The organism is Pseudomonas sp. 1 R 17 (assembly GCF_900067035.1).
Classification (GTDB): domain Bacteria; phylum Pseudomonadota; class Gammaproteobacteria; order Pseudomonadales; family Pseudomonadaceae; genus Aquipseudomonas; species Aquipseudomonas marginalis.
On the sequence record NZ_FKLB01000024.1, the window covers coordinates 61,263 to 79,201 of the forward strand.

At 62.6% G+C, this 17,939-nt stretch carries 18 protein-coding genes and 2 pseudogenes; 9 read left to right on the plus strand and 11 right to left on the minus strand.

Features of this window, described 5'->3' with window-relative positions; all coding sequences use genetic code 11:
* Nucleotides 1-27: 27 nt before the first annotated feature.
* The 5 genes from BFP99_RS08225 to BFP99_RS08245 form a co-directional block, all read right to left on the minus strand.
* Nucleotides 28-1,233, minus strand: coding sequence for a PucR family transcriptional regulator (locus BFP99_RS08225; RefSeq protein ID WP_065926933.1), 1,206 nt, complete (start codon nt 1,231-1,233; stop codon nt 28-30).
* A complete protein-coding gene (gene codB / locus BFP99_RS08230; protein WP_065939378.1) occupies nt 1,230-2,492 on the minus strand; it encodes a cytosine permease in 1,263 nt (420 codons plus the stop codon). The genes BFP99_RS08225 and codB overlap by 4 nt, the downstream gene beginning before the upstream one ends.
* 190 nt (nt 2,493-2,682) lie before the next feature.
* Complete coding sequence (locus BFP99_RS08235) at nt 2,683-3,306, minus strand: NUDIX hydrolase (RefSeq protein ID WP_065947069.1); 624 nt, start codon at nt 3,304-3,306, stop codon at nt 2,683-2,685.
* 96 nt (nt 3,307-3,402) lie between these two features.
* Nucleotides 3,403-3,759, minus strand: coding sequence for a 6-carboxytetrahydropterin synthase QueD (queD, locus tag BFP99_RS08240; protein WP_003237990.1), 357 nt, complete (start codon nt 3,757-3,759; stop codon nt 3,403-3,405).
* Nucleotides 3,760-3,835: 76 nt separating this feature from the next.
* On the minus strand, nt 3,836-4,915 hold the full coding sequence (locus BFP99_RS08245) for a hypothetical protein (protein ID WP_065947070.1): 1,080 nt from the start codon (nt 4,913-4,915) through the stop codon (nt 3,836-3,838).
* A gap of 194 nt (nt 4,916-5,109) precedes the next feature.
* Here BFP99_RS08245 and BFP99_RS08250 point away from each other — a divergent pair, with 194 nt between their 5' ends.
* Genes BFP99_RS08250 through BFP99_RS08265 form a run of 4 tightly spaced genes read left to right on the plus strand, consistent with a single transcriptional unit; the run spans nt 5,110 to nt 7,707 of the window.
* Nucleotides 5,110-5,412, plus strand: a complete 303-nt coding sequence (locus BFP99_RS08250) for a PepSY domain-containing protein (protein WP_065926937.1) — start codon at nt 5,110-5,112, stop codon at nt 5,410-5,412.
* Nucleotides 5,412-5,723, plus strand: a complete 312-nt coding sequence (locus tag BFP99_RS08255) for a PepSY domain-containing protein (RefSeq protein WP_027603140.1) — start codon at nt 5,412-5,414, stop codon at nt 5,721-5,723. Before BFP99_RS08250 ends, BFP99_RS08255 begins: the two co-directional genes overlap by 1 nt.
* Nucleotides 5,723-6,391: a response regulator transcription factor gene (locus BFP99_RS08260; RefSeq protein ID WP_065926938.1), complete on the plus strand. Its 669-nt coding sequence runs from the start codon at nt 5,723-5,725 to the stop codon at nt 6,389-6,391. The genes BFP99_RS08255 and BFP99_RS08260 overlap by 1 nt, the downstream gene beginning before the upstream one ends.
* Nucleotides 6,388-7,707 carry a sensor histidine kinase gene (locus tag BFP99_RS08265; RefSeq protein ID WP_065947071.1) on the plus strand — a complete coding sequence of 440 codons (1,320 nt, stop codon included), beginning with the start codon at nt 6,388-6,390 and terminating at the stop codon, nt 7,705-7,707. Before BFP99_RS08260 ends, BFP99_RS08265 begins: the two co-directional genes overlap by 4 nt.
* Nucleotides 7,708-7,898: 191 nt before the next feature.
* Here the strand turns inward: BFP99_RS08265 and BFP99_RS34025 are convergent, their stop codons facing one another.
* The gene (locus BFP99_RS34025) at nt 7,899-8,654 is read right to left on the minus strand and encodes a methyl-accepting chemotaxis protein (RefSeq protein WP_370737646.1); all 756 of its coding nucleotides are present in this window, start codon (nt 8,652-8,654) and stop codon (nt 7,899-7,901) included.
* A 102-nt stretch (nt 8,655-8,756) separates the two neighbouring features.
* Nucleotides 8,757-10,046 (minus strand): annotated as a pseudogene (locus BFP99_RS34030) (HAMP domain-containing protein); the annotation flags it as partial.
* 238 nt (nt 10,047-10,284) lie between these two features.
* Here BFP99_RS34030 and BFP99_RS08275 point away from each other — a divergent pair.
* The 3 genes and pseudogenes from BFP99_RS08275 (at nt 10,285) to BFP99_RS34040 (ending at nt 13,345) form a co-directional block, all read left to right on the plus strand.
* Nucleotides 10,285-11,604 carry a Na+/H+ antiporter family protein gene (locus BFP99_RS08275; protein WP_161985740.1) on the plus strand — a complete coding sequence of 440 codons (1,320 nt, stop codon included), beginning with the start codon at nt 10,285-10,287 and terminating at the stop codon, nt 11,602-11,604.
* A gap of 61 nt (nt 11,605-11,665) precedes the next feature.
* A pseudogene (locus BFP99_RS34035) lies at nt 11,666-12,487 on the plus strand (cache domain-containing protein); the annotation flags it as partial.
* A gap of 102 nt (nt 12,488-12,589) precedes the next feature.
* Nucleotides 12,590-13,345 (plus strand): methyl-accepting chemotaxis protein, encoded by a 756-nt coding sequence (locus BFP99_RS34040; protein WP_370737647.1) that lies wholly within the window; start codon nt 12,590-12,592, stop codon nt 13,343-13,345.
* On the opposite strand, the gene yegQ is transcribed toward BFP99_RS34040, so the two are convergent.
* The gene (gene yegQ, locus BFP99_RS08285; RefSeq protein ID WP_065926943.1) at nt 13,342-14,661 is read right to left on the minus strand and encodes a prephenate-dependent tRNA uridine(34) hydroxylase TrhP; all 1,320 of its coding nucleotides are present in this window, start codon (nt 14,659-14,661) and stop codon (nt 13,342-13,344) included. The two genes, BFP99_RS34040 and yegQ, sit on opposite strands and share 4 nt — an antisense overlap.
* Nucleotides 14,662-14,822: 161 nt before the next feature.
* Between yegQ and BFP99_RS08290 the strand changes: the two genes are divergently transcribed.
* Nucleotides 14,823-15,890 (plus strand): AI-2E family transporter, encoded by a 1,068-nt coding sequence (locus BFP99_RS08290; protein ID WP_027603150.1) that lies wholly within the window; start codon nt 14,823-14,825, stop codon nt 15,888-15,890.
* Between the two features lie 10 nt (nt 15,891-15,900).
* Here BFP99_RS08290 and BFP99_RS08295 read toward each other — a convergent pair whose 3' ends face one another.
* The 3 genes from BFP99_RS08295 to BFP99_RS08305 all read right to left on the minus strand — a co-directional run bounded on the left by BFP99_RS08295 (nt 15,901) and on the right by BFP99_RS08305 (nt 16,953).
* Complete coding sequence (locus BFP99_RS08295) at nt 15,901-16,080, minus strand: hypothetical protein (protein ID WP_065926944.1); 180 nt, start codon at nt 16,078-16,080, stop codon at nt 15,901-15,903.
* A gap of 91 nt (nt 16,081-16,171) precedes the next feature.
* The gene (locus BFP99_RS08300; protein ID WP_027603152.1) at nt 16,172-16,366 is read right to left on the minus strand and encodes a hypothetical protein; all 195 of its coding nucleotides are present in this window, start codon (nt 16,364-16,366) and stop codon (nt 16,172-16,174) included.
* Between the two features lie 233 nt (nt 16,367-16,599).
* Nucleotides 16,600-16,953, minus strand: a complete 354-nt coding sequence (locus tag BFP99_RS08305; protein ID WP_027603153.1) for a hypothetical protein — start codon at nt 16,951-16,953, stop codon at nt 16,600-16,602.
* 156 nt (nt 16,954-17,109) lie between these two features.
* Between BFP99_RS08305 and BFP99_RS08310 the strand changes: the two genes are divergently transcribed.
* Complete coding sequence (locus BFP99_RS08310) at nt 17,110-17,928, plus strand: shikimate 5-dehydrogenase (RefSeq protein ID WP_065947074.1); 819 nt, start codon at nt 17,110-17,112, stop codon at nt 17,926-17,928.
* Nucleotides 17,929-17,939 lie beyond the last annotated feature (11 nt).

A 17,939-nucleotide genomic window follows, 5' to 3' on the forward strand; every position in this document is an offset into this window, starting at 1 on the left:
GGGCAAGTTCCTCTTGGCTAAAAACAATCAGGCAGACAGCCGCCAGATCATCAGGGCGATGCCGATGTCCAGGCGGTCATAAGCGTTATCCAGTGTCAGACCGCACAGGGCTTCGATGCGCTGGACACGGTGTGTCAGGGTATTGCGGTGCAAGGCCAGGCGCTGGGCGGCAGCCACAAGGTTACCATTCTCGTGAAACCAGGCTTCCAGGGTCGGCATCAGGCTGGGCCCGTGGTGCAGGTCGTGACGCAGCAGCGGGCCCAGGCGTTCATTGAGGAACTGGTCGAGCAGGGCGCGATCACGCACACCGCTGAGCAGCTTGAGCACGCCCAGTTCGTCATACACGCACAGCCCGGCACGCTCGCTGAAGCGTCGTGCCGCCACCAATGCCTGGCGTGCTTCGTCCTGCGCCTGGGCCAGGCGCGCGGGTGGGTGTGCAGCGGCGCTCAGGCCGATAAACAATTTCAGCGGCGCCAGGCGCAGGTTGAGCGGGTTCAGCCAGTTGGCCAGTTGCTGGCGGTTGGCCAAGGCCGTGACGGCATCCGGTGCCGGCAGCAGCAGGGTCCATTGTCCGGCGCGCCCCAGTACCGGCAGTACCGCCGATAATTGACGCAAGCGCCGACTGATACCGTCGTGTTGCCGCGCCAGCTGTGCCTCCACCTGTGCCGCGTCACCCTGGGCAAACAGCAACTCACTGCCTTCCAATTGCAGTTGGGCGACCTGCCAATGCCCGGCCAGTGGCATATTCAATTGCACGGCCCGATGCAGCAGCAAATCCAGGGATTGATAATCCCCGCTCAGCAAGCGCTCCAGCACGTCGTGCCGCGAGCGTCCCAGTTGCTCGGACTGGATCAGCGCCGAACCAATCGCCTGGGTCACCAGTACCATTTTCAGCGAGTAGGGCTGTTCGATCAGCGGCATGCCGGCGGTTTCGGCGGCGTCGAGCAAGCGCTGGGGAATTGCCTGGATATACGCCGCTCCCGTCAGGATCACCAACCCGGCCACTTGGCGCTGGCAGGCTTCGTCCAGCAGTTGCAGGAGGTTGGCCTCATCCCGTGGGTGGTTGATGCCGGTGACGAACACCAATTCACCGCCCAGCACCCACTCGGCGATCCCACTGTTTTCCGCCACATAAGGCCAACGCACGACGTTATCCAGGGCGGCAGCGCCGGCGCGCAGGCGCATGGATTCCAGTCCCGGCAACGCCAGTACATCCGCAATGGTCAGGCTCATGCCCGGGCATCAGCCAAAGGCACGCGCAGCACGGCGGTGAGCGCGACGTAGGTCAGCGACGCGGCAGCGATGCCCACCAACGGCGCGACCCACGGCGAGTTGAACGCCAGCACGGTACCCACTGCGTACGCCACCAGCCCGGCCCAGTTGAAGGCTGGCAGGCGCGCATCCGCCAGGCGCGGGTAGTGGCCGCGCCAGCGGTAGAAGAAGTCCGCCATGATCACCCCGCCAATCGGCGGAATCACCGTGCCCAGCAGGATCAGGTACGGCACCAGCATGTCGTACATACCCAGCAACGCCAGCAAGGTGCCGATCACCGCACCCGCCAAGGTCACGGTTTTGCGCCGCTTGGTGCGCAGCAGGTTGCAGCCGGCCACGGCGAAGTTGTAGATGGTGTTGTCCTGGGTGCTCCAGATATTGAGCAGTAACATGGCCATTGCCGCCATGGCAAAGCCTTGCAGCAGCAACACTTCGACCACGTCGGGCTGTTGGTAGACGATCGCGCCATAGGCGCCGATCAGCACCATCAAACCATTGCCGATAAAGAACCCGATCAGGCTGGCCAGCACCGCGACCTTGGCCGAGCGGGAAAACCGCGTCCAGTTGGTGGCCTGGGTGGCGCCGCTGACGAACGTGCCGAACACCAGGGTGATCGCCGTGGACAAATCCAGCTCGCCGGTCGGCACCACCGCCAGCAGCCCATCCAGCCCGCCGACTTTCACTGTGGCGACCCACATCGACAGCAACAGCAACAGGCCCATGGCTGGCACCGCGATGTAGGAAAGAATCTCCAGCCCGCGATAGCCCACGTAGGCCGTGGCGCAAAACACCAGGCCGAACAGCACCATCAACGCAAGCACGCTGCCCTGGCTCAGCTCGAAATACTTGCCCAGCACCACGGCCGCCGTGGCGGTGCCCCAGGCGTACCAGCCGATCTGGGTGAACCCGAGGATCAAGTCACTGAGCTTGCTGCCCACCTCGCCAAAGCAGAAGCGGCCCATCAACACCGAGTTCAACCCGCTCTTGAACGCGATGTAACCCAGGCCTGCGGCGTAGATACCCAACAGCAGATTACCCAGGGCCACCACGCCGAGCATCTCGGTGAAACTGAACGCCACCCCGAGCTTGCCGCCGGCAAACATGGTCGCGGTAAAAAAGGTAAAGCCCAGCAGCACCATGGCGGTCGACGCCAGGCCTTTGCGCGCATGCATGGGGACTTCGCTTAAGGGGTAATCGTTGCCCGGTTCTTGCTGCGTCATGTGCGTGCTCCCTGAATGAGTGACGCAGGCCTGTTGCACCGGGCGTGCCAAATCACCGGCAGTGACAGGCGCACGGTTGTCGCTGTGCACTGTGCACAGTATTTATAGCCAAACAGGCGGGGAACGCAGGCGGGAGTGTTCGTTGTGCCCAGTCGGGCACGAAAGCGGTGCAGCAGTGATACAAATTGGATCAGTCGAACAGCGTCTGCGTGGTCTCGCCGCGATGAAAGGCGAACGCCGCCTCCAGATCACTTTCGATGGTGCGCCCCCGGGACAGCGGCGGCAGCTCGTCCAGGCTGAAAAAGTCCACCTCGGTGGTCTCGGACCCGGCCACCGGCGCCAGTTGATCCACCCGTTCACACAGGAAATACAACTTGTAGAAATCCCGCACATCCGGCCGGTACAGCCCCTTGGCCTTGTGGGTGACGCTATACAGTGCCCGCGCAGTAACGCTCAGCCCGGCTTCCTCGCGAATTTCCTTGATGATGTTTTCCGCCGCCGACAACCCGATATCGGCATAACCACCGGGCAGCGCCCAGCAACCGTCGGTGGCCTCGCGCACCAGCAGAATCCGCTCACCCTCGATCACCGCGCCACGTACGTCGATCATCGGCGTCGAATAGCGCTGGGCGAAATCCGACACCAGCCCGGTGATGCGCTCCAGCGGCACGTTGCCCAGTTGTGCCAGCATGCTGTGGGCAATCTCGGCGATTTCTTCCAGGCGTTCGCGCTCGAAATCATCGGTGCAAAAGTGCAGCCCCGTGGAGGCCAATGCTTGCAAGCGTTTGGCCTGGGCCAGCCAGGTAGTTTCCATGGACATCTCCTCGGTCGCGAAGAAGGGCAAGGGTGGAAGGGTGCTACGGGAGGCACAAAAAAACCACCGCAAGGGTGGTTTTTTAACAGCGCAGGTTTACTCGCCGCGATAGATGCAGCCACTGGTGCAGGTCTCGTGGATGCGGATCGCACTGAGCTCCGGCAGCAGCGGCTTGAGTTCAGTCCAGATCCACTTGGCCAGCACTTCGCTGGTGGGGTTTTCCAGGCCTGGGATGTCATTGAGGTAGTTGTGGTCGAGGCGTTCGTAGAGCGGCTTGAAAATCGCCTTGATCTCCGAGAAGTCACGAATCCAGCCGGTATGGGGATCCAGGTCGCCGCTCAGGTGGATCGCCACCTTGAACGAATGCCCATGCAGGCGCCCGCACTTGTGGCCTTCCGGTACGTGGGGCAGGCGGTGGGCGGACTCGAAGGTAAACTCTTTGAAGATTTCCACAGTATTTTCAGCTCGGTCAGGTATCTGGCAGGCGGCGAGTTTAACAGCTTGATCCCATCCCGCGCATACCGCTGGGTCAAAGCGCCTGCAAGCGCTCGCCCAGGCCACCGTTATCGGCCAGTTGCAGAAACTCATCCCCCAGCCGCCGGCTCTCGCTCATCGCGGTTTGCCAGTACTTGTTGCGGCTCGGGTCGTCGCCCATGAAGCGCTTGAAGTCGCTGCGGTCCGGCAGTTTGCCGTGGGGCAGGCGGGCCAGGTAGTCCCTGGACGGCGCCAGCAGCAACACATCCTGCAAGCCGTGCGGGTTGCTGCGCCGCCATGGCAGGCCCTTGTCAAACCAGCCGGGGATGACCCGGTCGGTGAAGTGCGGGTACAGCACGATGTCGTCGCCGTGGTAGGGCAGGTCGAGGTGGTAGTCCAGCAGGCCGCCGTCGCGGTAAGTGCCGGTGCCGGCTCCGGGCAGGTCGCGCACGCCTTGCATCACCATGGGGATCGACCCGGACGCCAGCAGCGCCTGGCGCAGGTTACCCATGTCCAGCTCAAGAAAGCGCGATGGAAAATCCTTCAGCGGGTGCACCGGCGGTGCCTGGCGCGGGTCGTGGATGATCAGCCGCTCGAAATGCCGCGCCAGCCGCGCACGGCCGCGCAGGTTGTCGGCAATCACCGATGACAGGCCCAAACCCAGGCGTCCACGGTGGTCATCGGCGAGCAGGCCGTGGCTCTTGACCACCATGATGTTCAGCCGGTAGTCGGGGTTGTCCAGCACCCGTGCATCGCGGCCGGCCAGCAGGTCGTCGAGCATGCGCTGGCAGCTGCGGCTGACTTCGGCCATGGTCACGCCTTTGGCAAAGCGTTGTTCGTTGTACAGGCGGCCGAGGTCCAGCAGGCCTTGCACCGGGTCGGGCAGGCAGGCGCTGGCAAACCGCCAGGAACCGATCGATGCGCCGATCAACGCCCGCTCCCGCAGTGCGCGCGGCAGCCAGTCGCCGAACAGCGCCAGGTCCAGGCCCTGGATCCCCAGCGCCTTGGGGCCGCCGGCCGCACCGGGAAGGATGCCGACATCCGCAGGCTTGAGACCCTGTTCGCGAATGTGCGCAAAGGCGCGTTTGCCGGCCTTGAGGGTCAGGGCGGGGAACTTGATATGGATGGCTGTCATACCGGTCTCTGTTGAAGCGAGGTGTAGGCGCAAGCGTGCTCGCGAAAAACGTTAACGATACCGCGTGAGTCCTGAATAAACATCGTAGCCCGTCGCGCCTGCTGGAAATTGCCATGGTGGCAATTCAGTTTCAGTTAAGTTGCAGCCGCTACCGTGGCCGGCGTAGGAAAAACATCGTGTAACGGAGACTCATCATGAAACGCCTCACTGCTCTGGTCGCCGCCGCTATCATCGCCTCCACGGCGACTCAGGCCGGAGCCGTGGACCCCGACAAACCACTGATCGTGCCCGCCACTGTTACAATTGTCGCTTTCGACCAGCTCGAAGCCACAGCTCAGGCCCTGCACCCCGGTTCAACGCTGTTGGACACCGACCTGGACGAGGCTTACGGCAAGTATGTCTATGAAGTCGAACTGCAAGATGCCGACGGCATTGAATGGGAGGTCGAATTGGACGCGCTTACCGGGCAGGTTCTCAAGAATCATCAGGATACGTAATGAAGGTAAATTTACGCGCCGGCAGTCGAGTGGCGTTGGTGCTGGTGGTGTTCTGCTCAGGCTTGCAGGCCCGCGACCTTAACCAGGACGAAGCCTTGGCGCTGCGCCAGCAGGGGGTGATCCTGCCTCTGGAGCAACTGTTGCAGCAGGCCATGGCGCGGTATCCCGGCTCGCGCCTGCTGGAAGCCGAGCTTGAGAAAAAGCACGGCCAATATGCCTACGAAGTGGAACTGGTGACCACCGACGGCGTGGTGCGCGAGATCAAACTCGACGCCACCAACGGTGTACTGATCAAAGATGAGGAAGACTGATGCGCCTGCTCCTGGTGGAAGACAACGTACCCCTGGCCGATGAACTGCTGGCCGGCCTGCAGCGCCAGGGTTATGCCGTCGACTGGCTGGCCGACGGCCGTGACGCCGCGTATCAGGGCCGCAGCGAACCCTACGACCTGATCATCCTCGACCTCGGCCTGCCCGGTTTGCCCGGCCTTGAGGTGCTGGCGCAATGGCGCGCCGCCGCGCTGACCACCCCGGTGTTGATCCTCACCGCCCGCGACTCCTGGGCCGAGCGCATCGAAGGGCTCAAGGCCGGTGCCGACGATTACCTGAGCAAACCGTTTCACCCCGAAGAGCTGCACCTGCGCATCCAGGCGCTGTTGCGCCGCTCCCACGGGCAGGCCAACCAACCCACCTTGCAAGCTGCCGGCCTGCACCTGGACGAAGGCCGCCAGTGCGTGCTGCGCGATGGCGACGAGATCCAACTGACCGCCGCAGAATTTCGCCTGTTGCGCTACTTCATGCTGCACCCCGAACAGATCCTCTCGAAAAGCCACCTGGCCGAGCACCTGTACGACGGCGAGACCGAGCGCGACTCCAACGTGCTGGAAGTGCACGTCAACCACCTGCGCCGCAAACTCGGCCGCAGCGTGATCGAAACCCGGCGCGGCCAGGGTTACCGCTTTGGCGCCAGCCCTGCATGAAGTCGATTCAGCGCCGCCTGAGCCTGGGCCTGATCAGCGTGATGGTGATCGTCGGCGTGGTACTGGCGCAAACCAGCCTGTGGTTGTTCGAGGCCGGTTTGCAACGCTACCTGGAAGCGGGGTTGCGCAACGATGCCGAGAACCTGCTGGTCGCCCTGGTACGCGGGCCCAACGGTGTGCAACTGGATGAGCAGCGCCTGTCGCCGGCCTACCAGCGGCCGTTTTCCGGGCATTATTTCCGTATCGATTTTGCCGAGACTCACTGGCGCTCCCGTTCGCTGTGGGACCAGGAATTGCCCCGACTGCCCGAGGCCGGGCTCAAGGGCAACCTGCAATTGGGGCCCGAAGGCCAGCAATTGCTGGTGCTGCGTTCGGACTACAAGCGCTTTGGCCAATCGATTTCCATCAGCGTGGCCCAGGACTACACCCCGGTGCGGGAAAGTTTTCGCCTGATGCGTCGGATCGGCCTGGTGCTGGGGCTGGCGGCACTGCTGCTGGTGTTGTTTTTGCAGCGAGTCACCGTACGTCGCGCCTTGCGCCCGCTGGAAAACGCGCGTAACCAGATCGCCCAACTGCAACAAGGCCAACGCTCGCAACTCGACACCCAGGTGCCGCTGGAACTGGAACCACTGGTCGCCCAGATCAACCACCTGCTGGCCCACACCGAAGACAGTCTCAAACGTTCGCGCAATGCCCTCGGCAACCTTGGGCATGCGCTGAAAACCCCGCTGGCGGTGCTGTTGAGCGCCGCCTCGAGCGAGGCGCTCAAGGATCACCCCGAACTGAGCAAACTGCTGCGCGAACAATTGGAGCAGGTGCAACAACGCCTCAACCGTGAACTCAATCGCGCCCGGCTGGCCGGCGAAACCCTGCCGGGTGCCTTGTTCGACTGTGAACAAGAACTGCCCGGCCTGCTCGCCACGTTGAACATGATCCATGGCGAACACCTGGACCTCAGTTACCACGTCGCGCCGGGTCTGCAACTGCCCTGGGACCGCGAAGACCTGCTGGAGCTGCTCGGCAACCTGCTGGACAACGCCTGCAAATGGGCGGATGCGGAGGTGCGCGTGAGCGTCAGCGAGACGCCGCATGCTTACCTGCTGGCGGTGGAAGATGACGGTCCCGGGATTCCCGAGGCCCAGCGTGACCAGGTCTTCAGCCGCGGTGCACGCCTGGACGAACAGATCGACGGCCATGGCCTGGGGCTGGGGATCGTGCGCGACATTGTCGAGGTGTGGGGCGGGATGTTGCAGTTGCAGGAGAGCGAGCTGGGCGGGCTCAAGGCACTGATCGAATTGCCACGCCGCCAGATCTGAAAACACCCCCGTAGATACCGTCTTATCCAACACCGCGCAAATCCGCAGCTGCCGAGCGCAAGCGAGGCTGCGTCAGGCGCGCTGCCGACTCAAGCTCGAGCCGCGGCCGACGCAGCCTCGCCAAGGCTCGGCAGCTGCTACGGATGTGTGTGGTGTTGGATAAGACGGTATCCACGCGTGGGAGCGATCACTCAGACGCGGAACTGGTCCATCAACCCCTGCTGCTGATTGGCCAGGCTGTTCAACGCCTGGCTCACCCGCGCCGACTCATTGGCCTGTTCCGACAACGACTCGGTCACATCGCGAATGGTCGCCACATTGTGGTTGATCTCTTCGGCCACCGCGCTTTGTTCTTCGGCAGCGCTGGCGATTTGCAGGTTCATGTCGCTGATCACCGTGACCGCATCGCCGATCTGGCGCAGGGCGGTAACGGCCTCGCCGACCTGTTCGACACTGCCCTGGGCCTGGCGATAGCTGTTGCCCATGGAGCCGACGACCTCTTCGGTACCGCTCTGCAATTGCTCGATCACCAGGCGGGTTTCCTCCACCGACTCCTGGGTCCGCCGTGCCAGGTTGCGTACCTCGTCGGCGACCACGGCAAACCCCCGGCCGGCCTCACCGGCGCGGGCGGCTTCGATTGCCGCGTTGAGCGCCAGCAGGTTGGTTTGCTCGGCGATGCCGCGAATCACTTCGAGCACGGAGCCGATCTTCTCACTGTTGGCAGACAGGCCTTCGACCTGGGCCATGGCGGTGCTCATATCGGCCGCCAGTTGGCCGATGTTGGTGGTGGTGCGGTCGATCACTGTCAGGCCGTCGCGGGTAGCCTGGTCGGCATCCCGCGCGGCCTGGGCCGCCTGGGCGGCGCTGCGGGCCACGTCCTGGGCTGTGGCGCTCATTTCGTGGGAGGCGTTGGCCACCTGGTCGACCTGGCGGTACTGCTGCTCCATGCCGGCGCTGGTTTGCGTCGCAATCGCGGCGGACTGGTCGGCGGTGCCACGGGCGTCCTGCACCGAGCGTTTGACTTCGGCAATGATGGGTTGCAGCTTGTCGAGGAAACGGTTGAACCAGCCGGCGAGCTGGCCCAGTTCGTCCTGTTTGTCATACGGCAGGCGGCGGGTCAGGTCGCCTTCGCCGCTGGCGATGTCTTCAAGCATATGGGCCACGCCGAGGATCGGTCGGGTCACGCTGCGGGCCATCAGCCAGACCAGGATCAGGCCGATCACGGCAGCCAGCAGGCCCAAGCCCAGTTCCAGCAGGGTGCCGCGGGTATTATCGGCGTCCATCTGGGTCTTCAGTGCTTCAGCCGGCCCCACCAGGACTTTTTCCGGTACATTCAGCAACACCCCCCATGGCTTGCCGTCGGGAATCGGCGCGAACGGCGCCAGCACCTTGAGTTGATGGTCGGTGCGCAGACTGCGGGTCTGTGTCCCGCCGGCCAGGGCGCTGATCAATTGCGCGCCGCTTTGCGTATCGACCTGATCCAGGCGTTTGCTCAACTGGCTGGCGTCCGCGCTGTAGCCGGCAAGCAAACCGGTGGGGCTGAGGATACTGACCTGGGTCTGGCCGTCATACAGCTTCTGGCTGGCCTGCTGGCTCACGGCCTGCAGGCTGTTGAGGTTGATGTCCACCGACAGCGAAGCGATCACCTTGCCATTGACCGTCAACGGAAACACGATGCTGGTCATCAGCACGTTTTGCCCGTCGATCACATAAAAGTACGGTTCGATCACACACGGCTTGAGGGTGCTGCGCGGGCAGGTGAACCAGGCGTTGGCCGGTTCGCCGCTGGGGCCGACGCGGGTGTCGGACATGTCGCTTTCCGGCAGTGCCATCGATGTCAGCGTGCCCGGCGTCGGCTGCGACCAGTACAGGGCGAAGCGGCCCTTGTCGTTGCTGCCCAGTTCGGCCTGGTCGGCAAACAACTCATCCTTGCCATCCAGCGCATTGGCTTCGAATACCAGGGACAGGCCCAGCAGTTCCGGGTTGGCCTGCAATGCGGCCTTGACCTGGCGGGTCAGGTCTTCGCGGGTGTCGAAGGCGTCGAGGAAGCGTTTTTCGGCTTGCTCACGCAGGAACAGGACCTGGCGGGAAAACCCGTGCCCATATTGATAGGCGTCCATGAATTGCCGGCGGATGCCCGCGGCCTGCACCTCACCTTGGGCCTCGATGCGAGCCTGGGCCGCTTCATCGAGCATCTGCATGCTGGAAGCCTTGACCTGCTCGGAACTCTGCGCCATGCGGTACAACGACAAACCCACCAGCAGGGTCACGATCCCCAGCAGGCACAGGCCGGCGAGCAGGGTGATTTTCCATTGAATGGAGAGCTGTCTGAGGGACATCGGTACATCCTTACCTGAAAACACATAGAGCACGGTTATCGGCCGATCTGGAATTTTCTTTATTCAAACGATCAATTTAAACCTGAAAGCGGCGTCGCTTTTTGACATGGGGCGCGACCTGCTGCACAGTGCGCGCCCTCTAATAAGACCTCCTTCAAGCCTGCACGCCGGCTGCCATCCGATGGCCGCCCGGGCGCGGGCATGCCTGTTTTGTATGTTTCTGCTTGAGGTAACCATGATTAACGCAGTCATCGCCGCGGTCGGCACCATGCTGGTGCTCAGCCTGTCCCGCGTGCATGTGGTCATCGCCATTATTGTCGGCGCCCTGGTGGGCGGCCTGACCGGTGGCCTGGGCATCGAGGCCACGCTCAAGGCGTTCAACGGTGGCTTGGGAGGGGGGGCGACCGTGGCCTTGTCCTACGCCTTGCTCGGCGCTTTCGCCGTGGCGATTGCCAAGTCCGGCCTGGCCCACGCCCTGGCGGACAGGGCCTTGCTGCTGGTCGACCGTCAGCAAGCCAGCGGCGGCAACCACGTCAAATGGCTGCTGATCGGCCTGCTGTGGGTGGTCGCGATTGCGTCGCAGAACATCCTGCCGATCCATATCGCGTTTATCCCGTTGCTGGTGCCGCCCCTGTTGTATGTGCTGACCAAATTGCAGTTGGACCGCCGCCTGATCGCCTGCGTGATGACCTTCGGCCTGATCACGCCGTACATGTTCCTGCCGGTGGGCTTCGGCAATATCTTCCTCAACCAGATCCTGCTGGCCAACGTGGCCAAGAGCGGCGTGGACATCAGCCAGGTCAACGTCACCCACGCCATGAGCCTGCCGGCGCTGGGCATGGTGGTCGGGCTGCTGGTGGCGGTGTTTATCAGCTACCGCAAGAAGCGCGTGTATGACCTGGAGAAAATCGAGCGGGTCGAGCAAGTGGCGGTGCAGTACAACCCGCTGACCCTGGCGGTGGCGGGCCTGGCGATTGCCTCGGCGTTCATCATCCAGTTGTGGCTGGACTCTATGATTATCGGCGCCTTGGCCGGGTTCCTGATCTTCTCGGTCTCGGGCATCGTGCGCTGGCGCGACACCGACGACCTGTTTACCGAAGGCATGAAGATGATGGCGATGATCGGCTTCATCATGATCGCCTCGTCAGGCTTTGCCGAAGTGCTCAAGGCTACCGGCGACGTACGCTCGCTGGTGGAAACCTCGGCGGCGTTCATCGGCCATAGCCGTGGGGTGGGGGCGTTGTTGATGTTGCTGGTGGGGCTGCTGGTGACCATGGGCATCGGCTCGTCGTTTTCCACAGTACCGATCCTGGCGGCGATTTTCGTGCCGCTGTGTGTGCAACTGGGCTTCAGCCCGCTGGCCATCGTGTGCATCGTCGGCACCGCCGGGGCGCTGGGTGATGCCGGTTCGCCCGCCTCGGACTCCACCCTGGGCCCGACCTCCGGCCTGAATATCGACGGCCAGCATCACCATATCTGGGACACCGTGGTGCCGACGTTCCTGCACTACAACCTCCCATTGCTGGCGTTTGGCTGGTTGGCGGCGATGACGCTCTGATCTACAGATTCACCGGCGCTGGCCGATAACCTCTCAAGTCGCCCAATAAGAGAGAAAAGCCATGCGTCTGAGCCTGAAGGCCAAAGTCCTGTCCCTCGCCGTTGTGCCGGTGTTGCTGTTCGCCGTGGTCATCAGCCTGACCACCGTGTGGATCCTCCAGGGCCAGGCGCGCAATGAGGTGGATGAAACCCGCCAGCGCCTGCTCAACAACGCCAAGGCCACCCTGCAAAGTTATGTGGAAGTGGCCATGACCACCATCAAGCCGCTCTATGACGCGGCCGCCCCCGGCGATACGGCGGCGCGGGCCGAGGTGGTCAAGCTGCTGTCCAACACCAGCTACGGCAAGGACGGTTACTTCTTCGGCTACGACTCCGAGACCATCCGCCTGTTCAAGGGCAACAGCCCCGACGGCGTGGGCAAGAGCTTCAAGGACAACCGTGATCCCAACGGTGTCTACGTCAACCGCGACCTGGTCAAGGTCGGCAAGGACGGCACCCACTACCTGCAATACAGCTCGACCCAGCCCGGCCAGACCGAACTGGTGCCCAAGATGGGCTACACCGAATACCTGCCCAAGTGGGACATGGTCATCGGTACCTCGGTGAACCTGGATGGCATCGAAGCCCAGGTGGCGGTGGTCGAAGCCAAAGTGAAAACGCGCATGGAAGGCGTGCTGCTGAGCATCCTCGGCGTGGCCGTGGTGGTGTTGCTGGTGATCGCCGCTGCCGGCATGCTGCTGGCCAACACCATTTTGCGCCCGCTGCATTTGATGAAAGCCAACCTCGACGACATTGCTGCCGGCGAAGGCGATTTGACCCGCCGCCTGGCCATCACCAGCCAGGACGAGCTGGGCGACCTGGCTGGTGCGTTCAACCGCTTTGTCGACAAGATCCATGGCCTGGTGCGCCAGATCACCGAGATGACCACCCAACTCACCGGCCTGGTCAGCCAGGTGTCCGACCAGGCCCAGCGTTCTGAGCAGGCCATGGAACGCCAGCGTCACGAGACCGACCAGGTGGCCACCGCCATCAATCAGATGTCCTCCGCAGCGCAAGAAGTGGCGCGCAGTGCCCAGGGCGCCTCCGTGGCCGCGCAACAGACCGACGCCGAAGGCCAGGCCGCCAAGCGCGTGGTGGACGGCAGCATCGCGCAGATCCATGCGCTGGTGAATGACATCCGCAGCAGCGGTGTGTCCCTCGACAGCCTGCAGCAGGACGTGTCGTCGATTGTCAGCGTGCTCGGCGTGATCCGCTCGATTGCCGAACAAACCAACCTGCTGGCCCTCAACGCGGCGATCGAGGCCGCGCGGGCAGGGGAGGCCGGGCGCGGTTTTGCCGTGGTCGCCGACGAGGTGCGCGCCCTGGCCAGCCGCACGCAAACCAGCACCCAGGAAATCCAGGGCATGATCGACCGCCTGCAAAAAGGCACCGAGTCGGCCGTAGATGCCATGCGCCGCTCCAGCGATGCCGGCGACGGCACCTCGGCCAAGGCCAACGAAGCCGGGGCGTCCCTGGACACCATGGCCCAGTTGATCGGCACCATCAACTCGATGAACGCGCAGATTGCCAGCGCTGCCGAAGAACAGACCGCCGTCGCCGAAGAGATCAACCGCAGCGTGCATCAGATTGCCGTGGCGGTGGACAGCGTGGCCGATGAAACCCAGTTGGGCGCCCAGACCTCGCGCAGTCTGGCGGACCTGGGCCAGCGGTTGGGGCAGTTGGTGGGGCAGTTCAGGATCTAGAGATCGCGCATCAACAACCCAAAGCGCAGATCCACCTGCGCTGGCAGGGGCACATACACCGTGTGCCCATCCCCCGGCGCCACTTCGATGGCTTCACCCTTGGCGTTGTGCAGACTGGACAGGTCAAAGTGAAAGTTGCCGGCGGGGGTCATCAATTCCAGATGATTGCCGACGGCAAAGCGGTTCTTCACCTTGACCTCGGCCAACTCGCCGCGGCGCTCGCCGGTCAATTCGCCAACAAACTGCTGGCGCTCGGACACTGAGCTGCCGTTCTGGTAATTCTGGTATTCGTCGTGCACGTGGCGGCGCAGGAAACCTTCGGTGTAGCCGCGTTGGGCCAGGGATTCCAGGTCGGTCATCAAGTTGCGGTCAAACGCACGGCCGGCCACGGCATCATCGATTGCCTGGCGGTACACCTGGGTCGTGCGGGCGCAGTAGAAATGCGATTTGGTGCGGCCTTCGATCTTCAGCGAATGCACGCCCATGTGGGTCAGGCGCTCCACATGCTGCACGGCGCGCAGGTCCTTGGCGTTCATGATGTAGGTGCCGTGTTCATCCTCGAAGGCGGGCATCTGTTCGTCGGGGCGGTTGGCTTCCTGCAGCAGGAACACCTGGTCGGTGGGCGCGCCGATCCCCAGTGTGGGTTCCGGTTGATACACCTGGACAATATCGCCCGTGGCGTTTTCCACCGCCGGGGTGGCCTGGTATTTCCAGCGGCAGGCATTGGTGCAGGTGCCCTGGTTGGCGTCACGCTTGTTCATGTAGCCCGAGAGCAGGCAGCGCCCGGAATAGGCCATGCACAAGGCACCGTGCACAAACACTTCCAGCTCCATGGCCGGCACCTGCTGGCGAATCTCGCCGATTTCTTCCAGGGACAGCTCCCGCGACAGGATCACCCGGCAAATTCCTTGCTGCTGCCAGAACTCCACGCTGGCCCAGTTCACCGTATTGGCCTGCACTGAGAGATGGATCGGCATCATCGGGAAGTGCCGGCGCACCAGCATGATCAGCCCTGGGTCGGACATGATCAGCGCATCCGGGCCCATGGCGATCACCGGGGCGAGGTCCTTGAGGAACGTCTTGAGCTTGGCATTGTGCGGCGCGATGTTCACCACCACATAGAACCGCTTGCCCAGCGCGTGGGCTTCCTGGATGCCGAGCGCCAGGTTGGCGTGGTCAAACTCGTTGTTGCGCACGCGCAGGCTGTAGCGCGGCTGGCCGGCGTAGACTGCATCGGCGCCGTAGGCGAAGGCGTAGCGCATGTTTTTCAGGGTGCCGGCGGGGGCGAGCAGTTCGGGGGCAAGGACGAGAGGCATGGGGATCGGATCGCAAAAGGCCGCGAGCGTAGCCCAACATGTGCCGGGCTTTATTGATCTGGGTCTACGCTTACCGCAACAAAGATGGCACTCCCGGGATTTGCGGTGGACTAAGCAGCTGGACGCACACGCGCGGCCTGCTTTTCTGACATGGATCGGACATGAATCAAACCAACCTGCAATTCAAGACCCTGCTGCTACTGCTGGCCCTGGTGACCGTCGCCTTTATCTGGATATTGCTGCCGTTCTACGGTGCAGTGTTCTGGGCGGTGATCCTCGGCATCATCTTTGCGCCGATGCAGCGTCGCCTGCAGCAGCGCTTCGGCTGGAACCGCAACCTGACGTCCCTGGCCACCTTGATGGTGTGCCTGGTGATCGCGATCCTGCCGGTGATCATTACCAGCGCATTGCTGGTGCAAGAGGGCGCCACGCTGTACAAAAACGTCGAGAGCGGCAAGCTGGATGTGGCCGGCTATATCGAGCAGTTCAAGAACTTCCTGCCGCCGTACTTCCAGCACCTGCTGGACCGCTTCGGCATGGGCAACCTGGAAGGGCTGCGCGAGAAGATCGTCAAGAGCGCCATGCAGGGCAGCCAGTTCTTTGCGACCCAGGCGTTCAGCTTCGGTCAGGGCACGTTTGATTTCCTGGTGAGTTTTTTCATCATGCTGTACCTGCTGTTTTTCCTGCTGCGGGACGGCCCGGAACTGGTGCGCAAGGTCCGCACGGCGGTGCCGCTGGCCGAGCCGCAGAAGCGTCGGTTGCAGCTCAAGTTCAATCGGGTGGTGCGCGCCACGGTCAAGGGCAACGTGCTGGTGGCCGTGACCCAGGGGGCGCTGGGTGGTTTGATCTTCTGGTTCCTGGACATTCCCAGTGCGTTGCTGTGGGCGGTGTTGATGGCGTTTCTGTCACTGCTGCCGGCCGTGGGCGCGGGCATTGTGTGGGGGCCGGTGGCCGCCTACTTCCTGTTGAGCGGTTCGATCTGGCAGGGTGTGGTGCTGGGCCTGTTCGGCGTGTTTGTGATCGGCCTGGTGGACAACGTATTACGCCCGATCCTGGTGGGCAAGGACACCAAGATGCCGGACTACCTGATCCTGATCTCGACCCTGGGCGGCCTGTCGGTATTCGGCCTCAACGGATTTGTGATCGGGCCGCTGGTGGCGGCGTTGTTCATGTCCAGTTGGGCGTTGTTTGTCGAAAGCAAGCCGCGGGTCAAGTTGCCGTTGCCGTAGAGGGGCAGCTTCAAGCTTCAAGTTTGTAGCTTGTAGCTTGTAACTGCTTCTCCGCTGCGTCTTTAGTCGTCAGCGGGCCGCTGATGGCTTCGCCGTCGCGCACCACGTACCAGCAAGCCAATAAACCCAGCTCTCGAAGCGGGGCAGGGACGGCGCTGCCGATGACGGACATGATTTGAACAGTGGGCATAAGGACCTCCAATCGCTATAGAGGTCACCTTACGGGGCACAGGCGCTCAGGAAAAATCATCTGGCTCGATAGTCGACATCAACAAAAGGCCTCAGTCGACCACTTGATCGAGCATGCTCACCACTTCCTGCTCATTAAGCAGGCCTTTGTGCACCAGGTTTTCCGCCAGCAGCGCGAGGAACTTGGCGCTGCGGTGGCCTTCCAGGTGCTTGAGCTCCGTGAGGGCGCTGTAGACCTTGCTGGACGTACACAGGCCAGCGGTGCGGTGCGGATTTTGTGTGGGCATGGTCAGTCGTCCTTGTTGTTATGGAGTGGACAGGATTGATAGTGGGAGTGTGTCGTGACACAAACATGACAGCGTGAGCCCCGTTCGGGCAAGTAGACTTTCGACCTTAATCATGTGGGATTGCAGCCCGGCCATTGTCCTCAGAGCGACCTTGGCAGGATAAATCCGGACGTTACCCACAAGAAAAGGCCCCGCGGGTGGGCGAGGCCTGTTGCATAGCTGACGGTTGAGACTTACCAGCCGCGGCGGTAATAGCCGTGGGGCGGGCCATAGTAGCCACGCGGTGGGCCGTAGTAGACCGGCGCCGGGCGGTAATAGACCTCCTGCTGCACGTACACCGGTGGCGGTGGTGCGTAGTAGACGGGAGGGGGCGCGGCATACACCGGCTGTGGTTGCACGTAGACCGGCTGCTGCACATAGACCTCACGGGGCTGGCTGGCCACCACGGAGCCCACTACGGCGGCGCCGACCAGGGCACCCAAGACGGCTGGGCCACCCCATCCACCACCATGGGCGGAGGCTTGGCCTGCCATAGCGAGTGCACCTACCAGCAAGGCGATCTTGGGGATTGTACGAATCATGGTCATTCCTCGGTTAGCCCCTGCGCTTGTGGTCTGCAATCAATAGACTCAAGTAATGTCGCGGGGATACTTTTAAGACAACGTATTTCTGAAAAACAGCACGGCCGCTAAGTAAAGGTTGTGTAAGGTCTGTACCGATTTGCTTACTCAAAGGAGTTATCCATGCAGATGCACCTCAACAAGGACACCCAACTGTGCATGTCGCTGTCGGCCCGCCCTGGGAATTTTGGCTTGCGTTTTCATAACCACCTGTACGAACAGCTGGGGCTGAACTTCTACTATAAAGCCTTCAGCAGCCAGGATTTGCCCGGCGCGATAGGTGGTATCCGTGCGTTGGGCATCCGGGGTTGCGGGGTGTCCATGCCCTTCAAGGAGGCCGCCATTGCCTTAGTGGACGAACTGGACGATTCGGTTCAAGCCATCGACTCCCTGAATACCATCGTCAATACCAATGGCCATCTCAAGGCCTACAACACCGACTACATCGCCGTCGAACAATTGCTCAAGAAACACGCCGTGCCGCAGGATTCGACCTTCGCCCTGCGTGGCAGTGGCGGTATGGCCAAGGCCGTGGCGAGCGCCTTGCGGGATGGCGGTTACGCCAATGGTGTGATCGTGGCGCGTAACGAAGCGGCGGGCCGGGCGTTGGCGCATAACCTGGGGTATGAGTGGCAGGCGGAACTGGGCGATTTGCGCCCGCAGATGCTGATCAACGTGACGCCCATCGGCATGACCGGCGGGGCCGAGGCGGATGCCCTGGCGTTCGAGGCGGATGCCGTGGATGCAGCGGACACTGTCTTCGATGTGGTGGCGATCCCCGCCGAAACGCCACTGATCGTGCGTGGACGGGCCAAAGGCAAGCGGGTAATCACTGGGCTGGAGGTGATTGCGATCCAGGCGTTGGAGCAGTTTGTGCTTTATACCGGCGTGCGGCCTACGGATGAACAGTTCCAGGCAGCAGTAGCCTTCGCCCGCAACTGAAGGCCACTGCA

Bases quoted from the DNA above. Each gene is read 5' to 3' on its own strand.
- codB (WP_065939378.1), bottom strand. From the start codon at position 2,492: ATGACGCAGCAAGAACCGGGCAACGATTACCCCTTAAGCGAAGTCCCC.
- BFP99_RS08250 (WP_065926937.1), top strand. From the start codon at position 5,110: ATGAAACGCCTCACTGCTCTGGTCGCCGCCGCTATCATCGCCTCCACG.
- BFP99_RS08260 (WP_065926938.1), top strand. From the start codon at position 5,723: ATGCGCCTGCTCCTGGTGGAAGACAACGTACCCCTGGCCGATGAACTG.
- BFP99_RS08290 (WP_027603150.1), top strand. From the start codon at position 14,823: ATGAATCAAACCAACCTGCAATTCAAGACCCTGCTGCTACTGCTGGCC.
- BFP99_RS08300 (WP_027603152.1), bottom strand. From the start codon at position 16,366: ATGCCCACACAAAATCCGCACCGCACCGCTGGCCTGTGTACGTCCAGC.
- BFP99_RS08245 (WP_065947070.1), bottom strand. From the start codon at position 4,915: ATGACAGCCATCCATATCAAGTTCCCCGCCCTGACCCTCAAGGCCGGC.
- yegQ (WP_065926943.1), bottom strand. From the start codon at position 14,661: ATGCCTCTCGTCCTTGCCCCCGAACTGCTCGCCCCCGCCGGCACCCTG.
- BFP99_RS34025 (WP_370737646.1), bottom strand. From the start codon at position 8,654: ATGGAGCAGCAGTACCGCCAGGTCGACCAGGTGGCCAACGCCTCCCAC.
- BFP99_RS08235 (WP_065947069.1), bottom strand. From the start codon at position 3,306: ATGGAAACTACCTGGCTGGCCCAGGCCAAACGCTTGCAAGCATTGGCC.
- BFP99_RS08255 (WP_027603140.1), top strand. From the start codon at position 5,412: ATGAAGGTAAATTTACGCGCCGGCAGTCGAGTGGCGTTGGTGCTGGTG.
- BFP99_RS08225 (WP_065926933.1), bottom strand. From the start codon at position 1,233: ATGAGCCTGACCATTGCGGATGTACTGGCGTTGCCGGGACTGGAATCC.
- BFP99_RS34040 (WP_370737647.1), top strand. From the start codon at position 12,590: ATGGAACGCCAGCGTCACGAGACCGACCAGGTGGCCACCGCCATCAAT.
- BFP99_RS08310 (WP_065947074.1), top strand. From the start codon at position 17,110: ATGCAGATGCACCTCAACAAGGACACCCAACTGTGCATGTCGCTGTCG.
- BFP99_RS08305 (WP_027603153.1), bottom strand. From the start codon at position 16,953: ATGACCATGATTCGTACAATCCCCAAGATCGCCTTGCTGGTAGGTGCA.
- BFP99_RS08265 (WP_065947071.1), top strand. From the start codon at position 6,388: ATGAAGTCGATTCAGCGCCGCCTGAGCCTGGGCCTGATCAGCGTGATG.
- BFP99_RS08295 (WP_065926944.1), bottom strand. From the start codon at position 16,080: ATGCCCACTGTTCAAATCATGTCCGTCATCGGCAGCGCCGTCCCTGCC.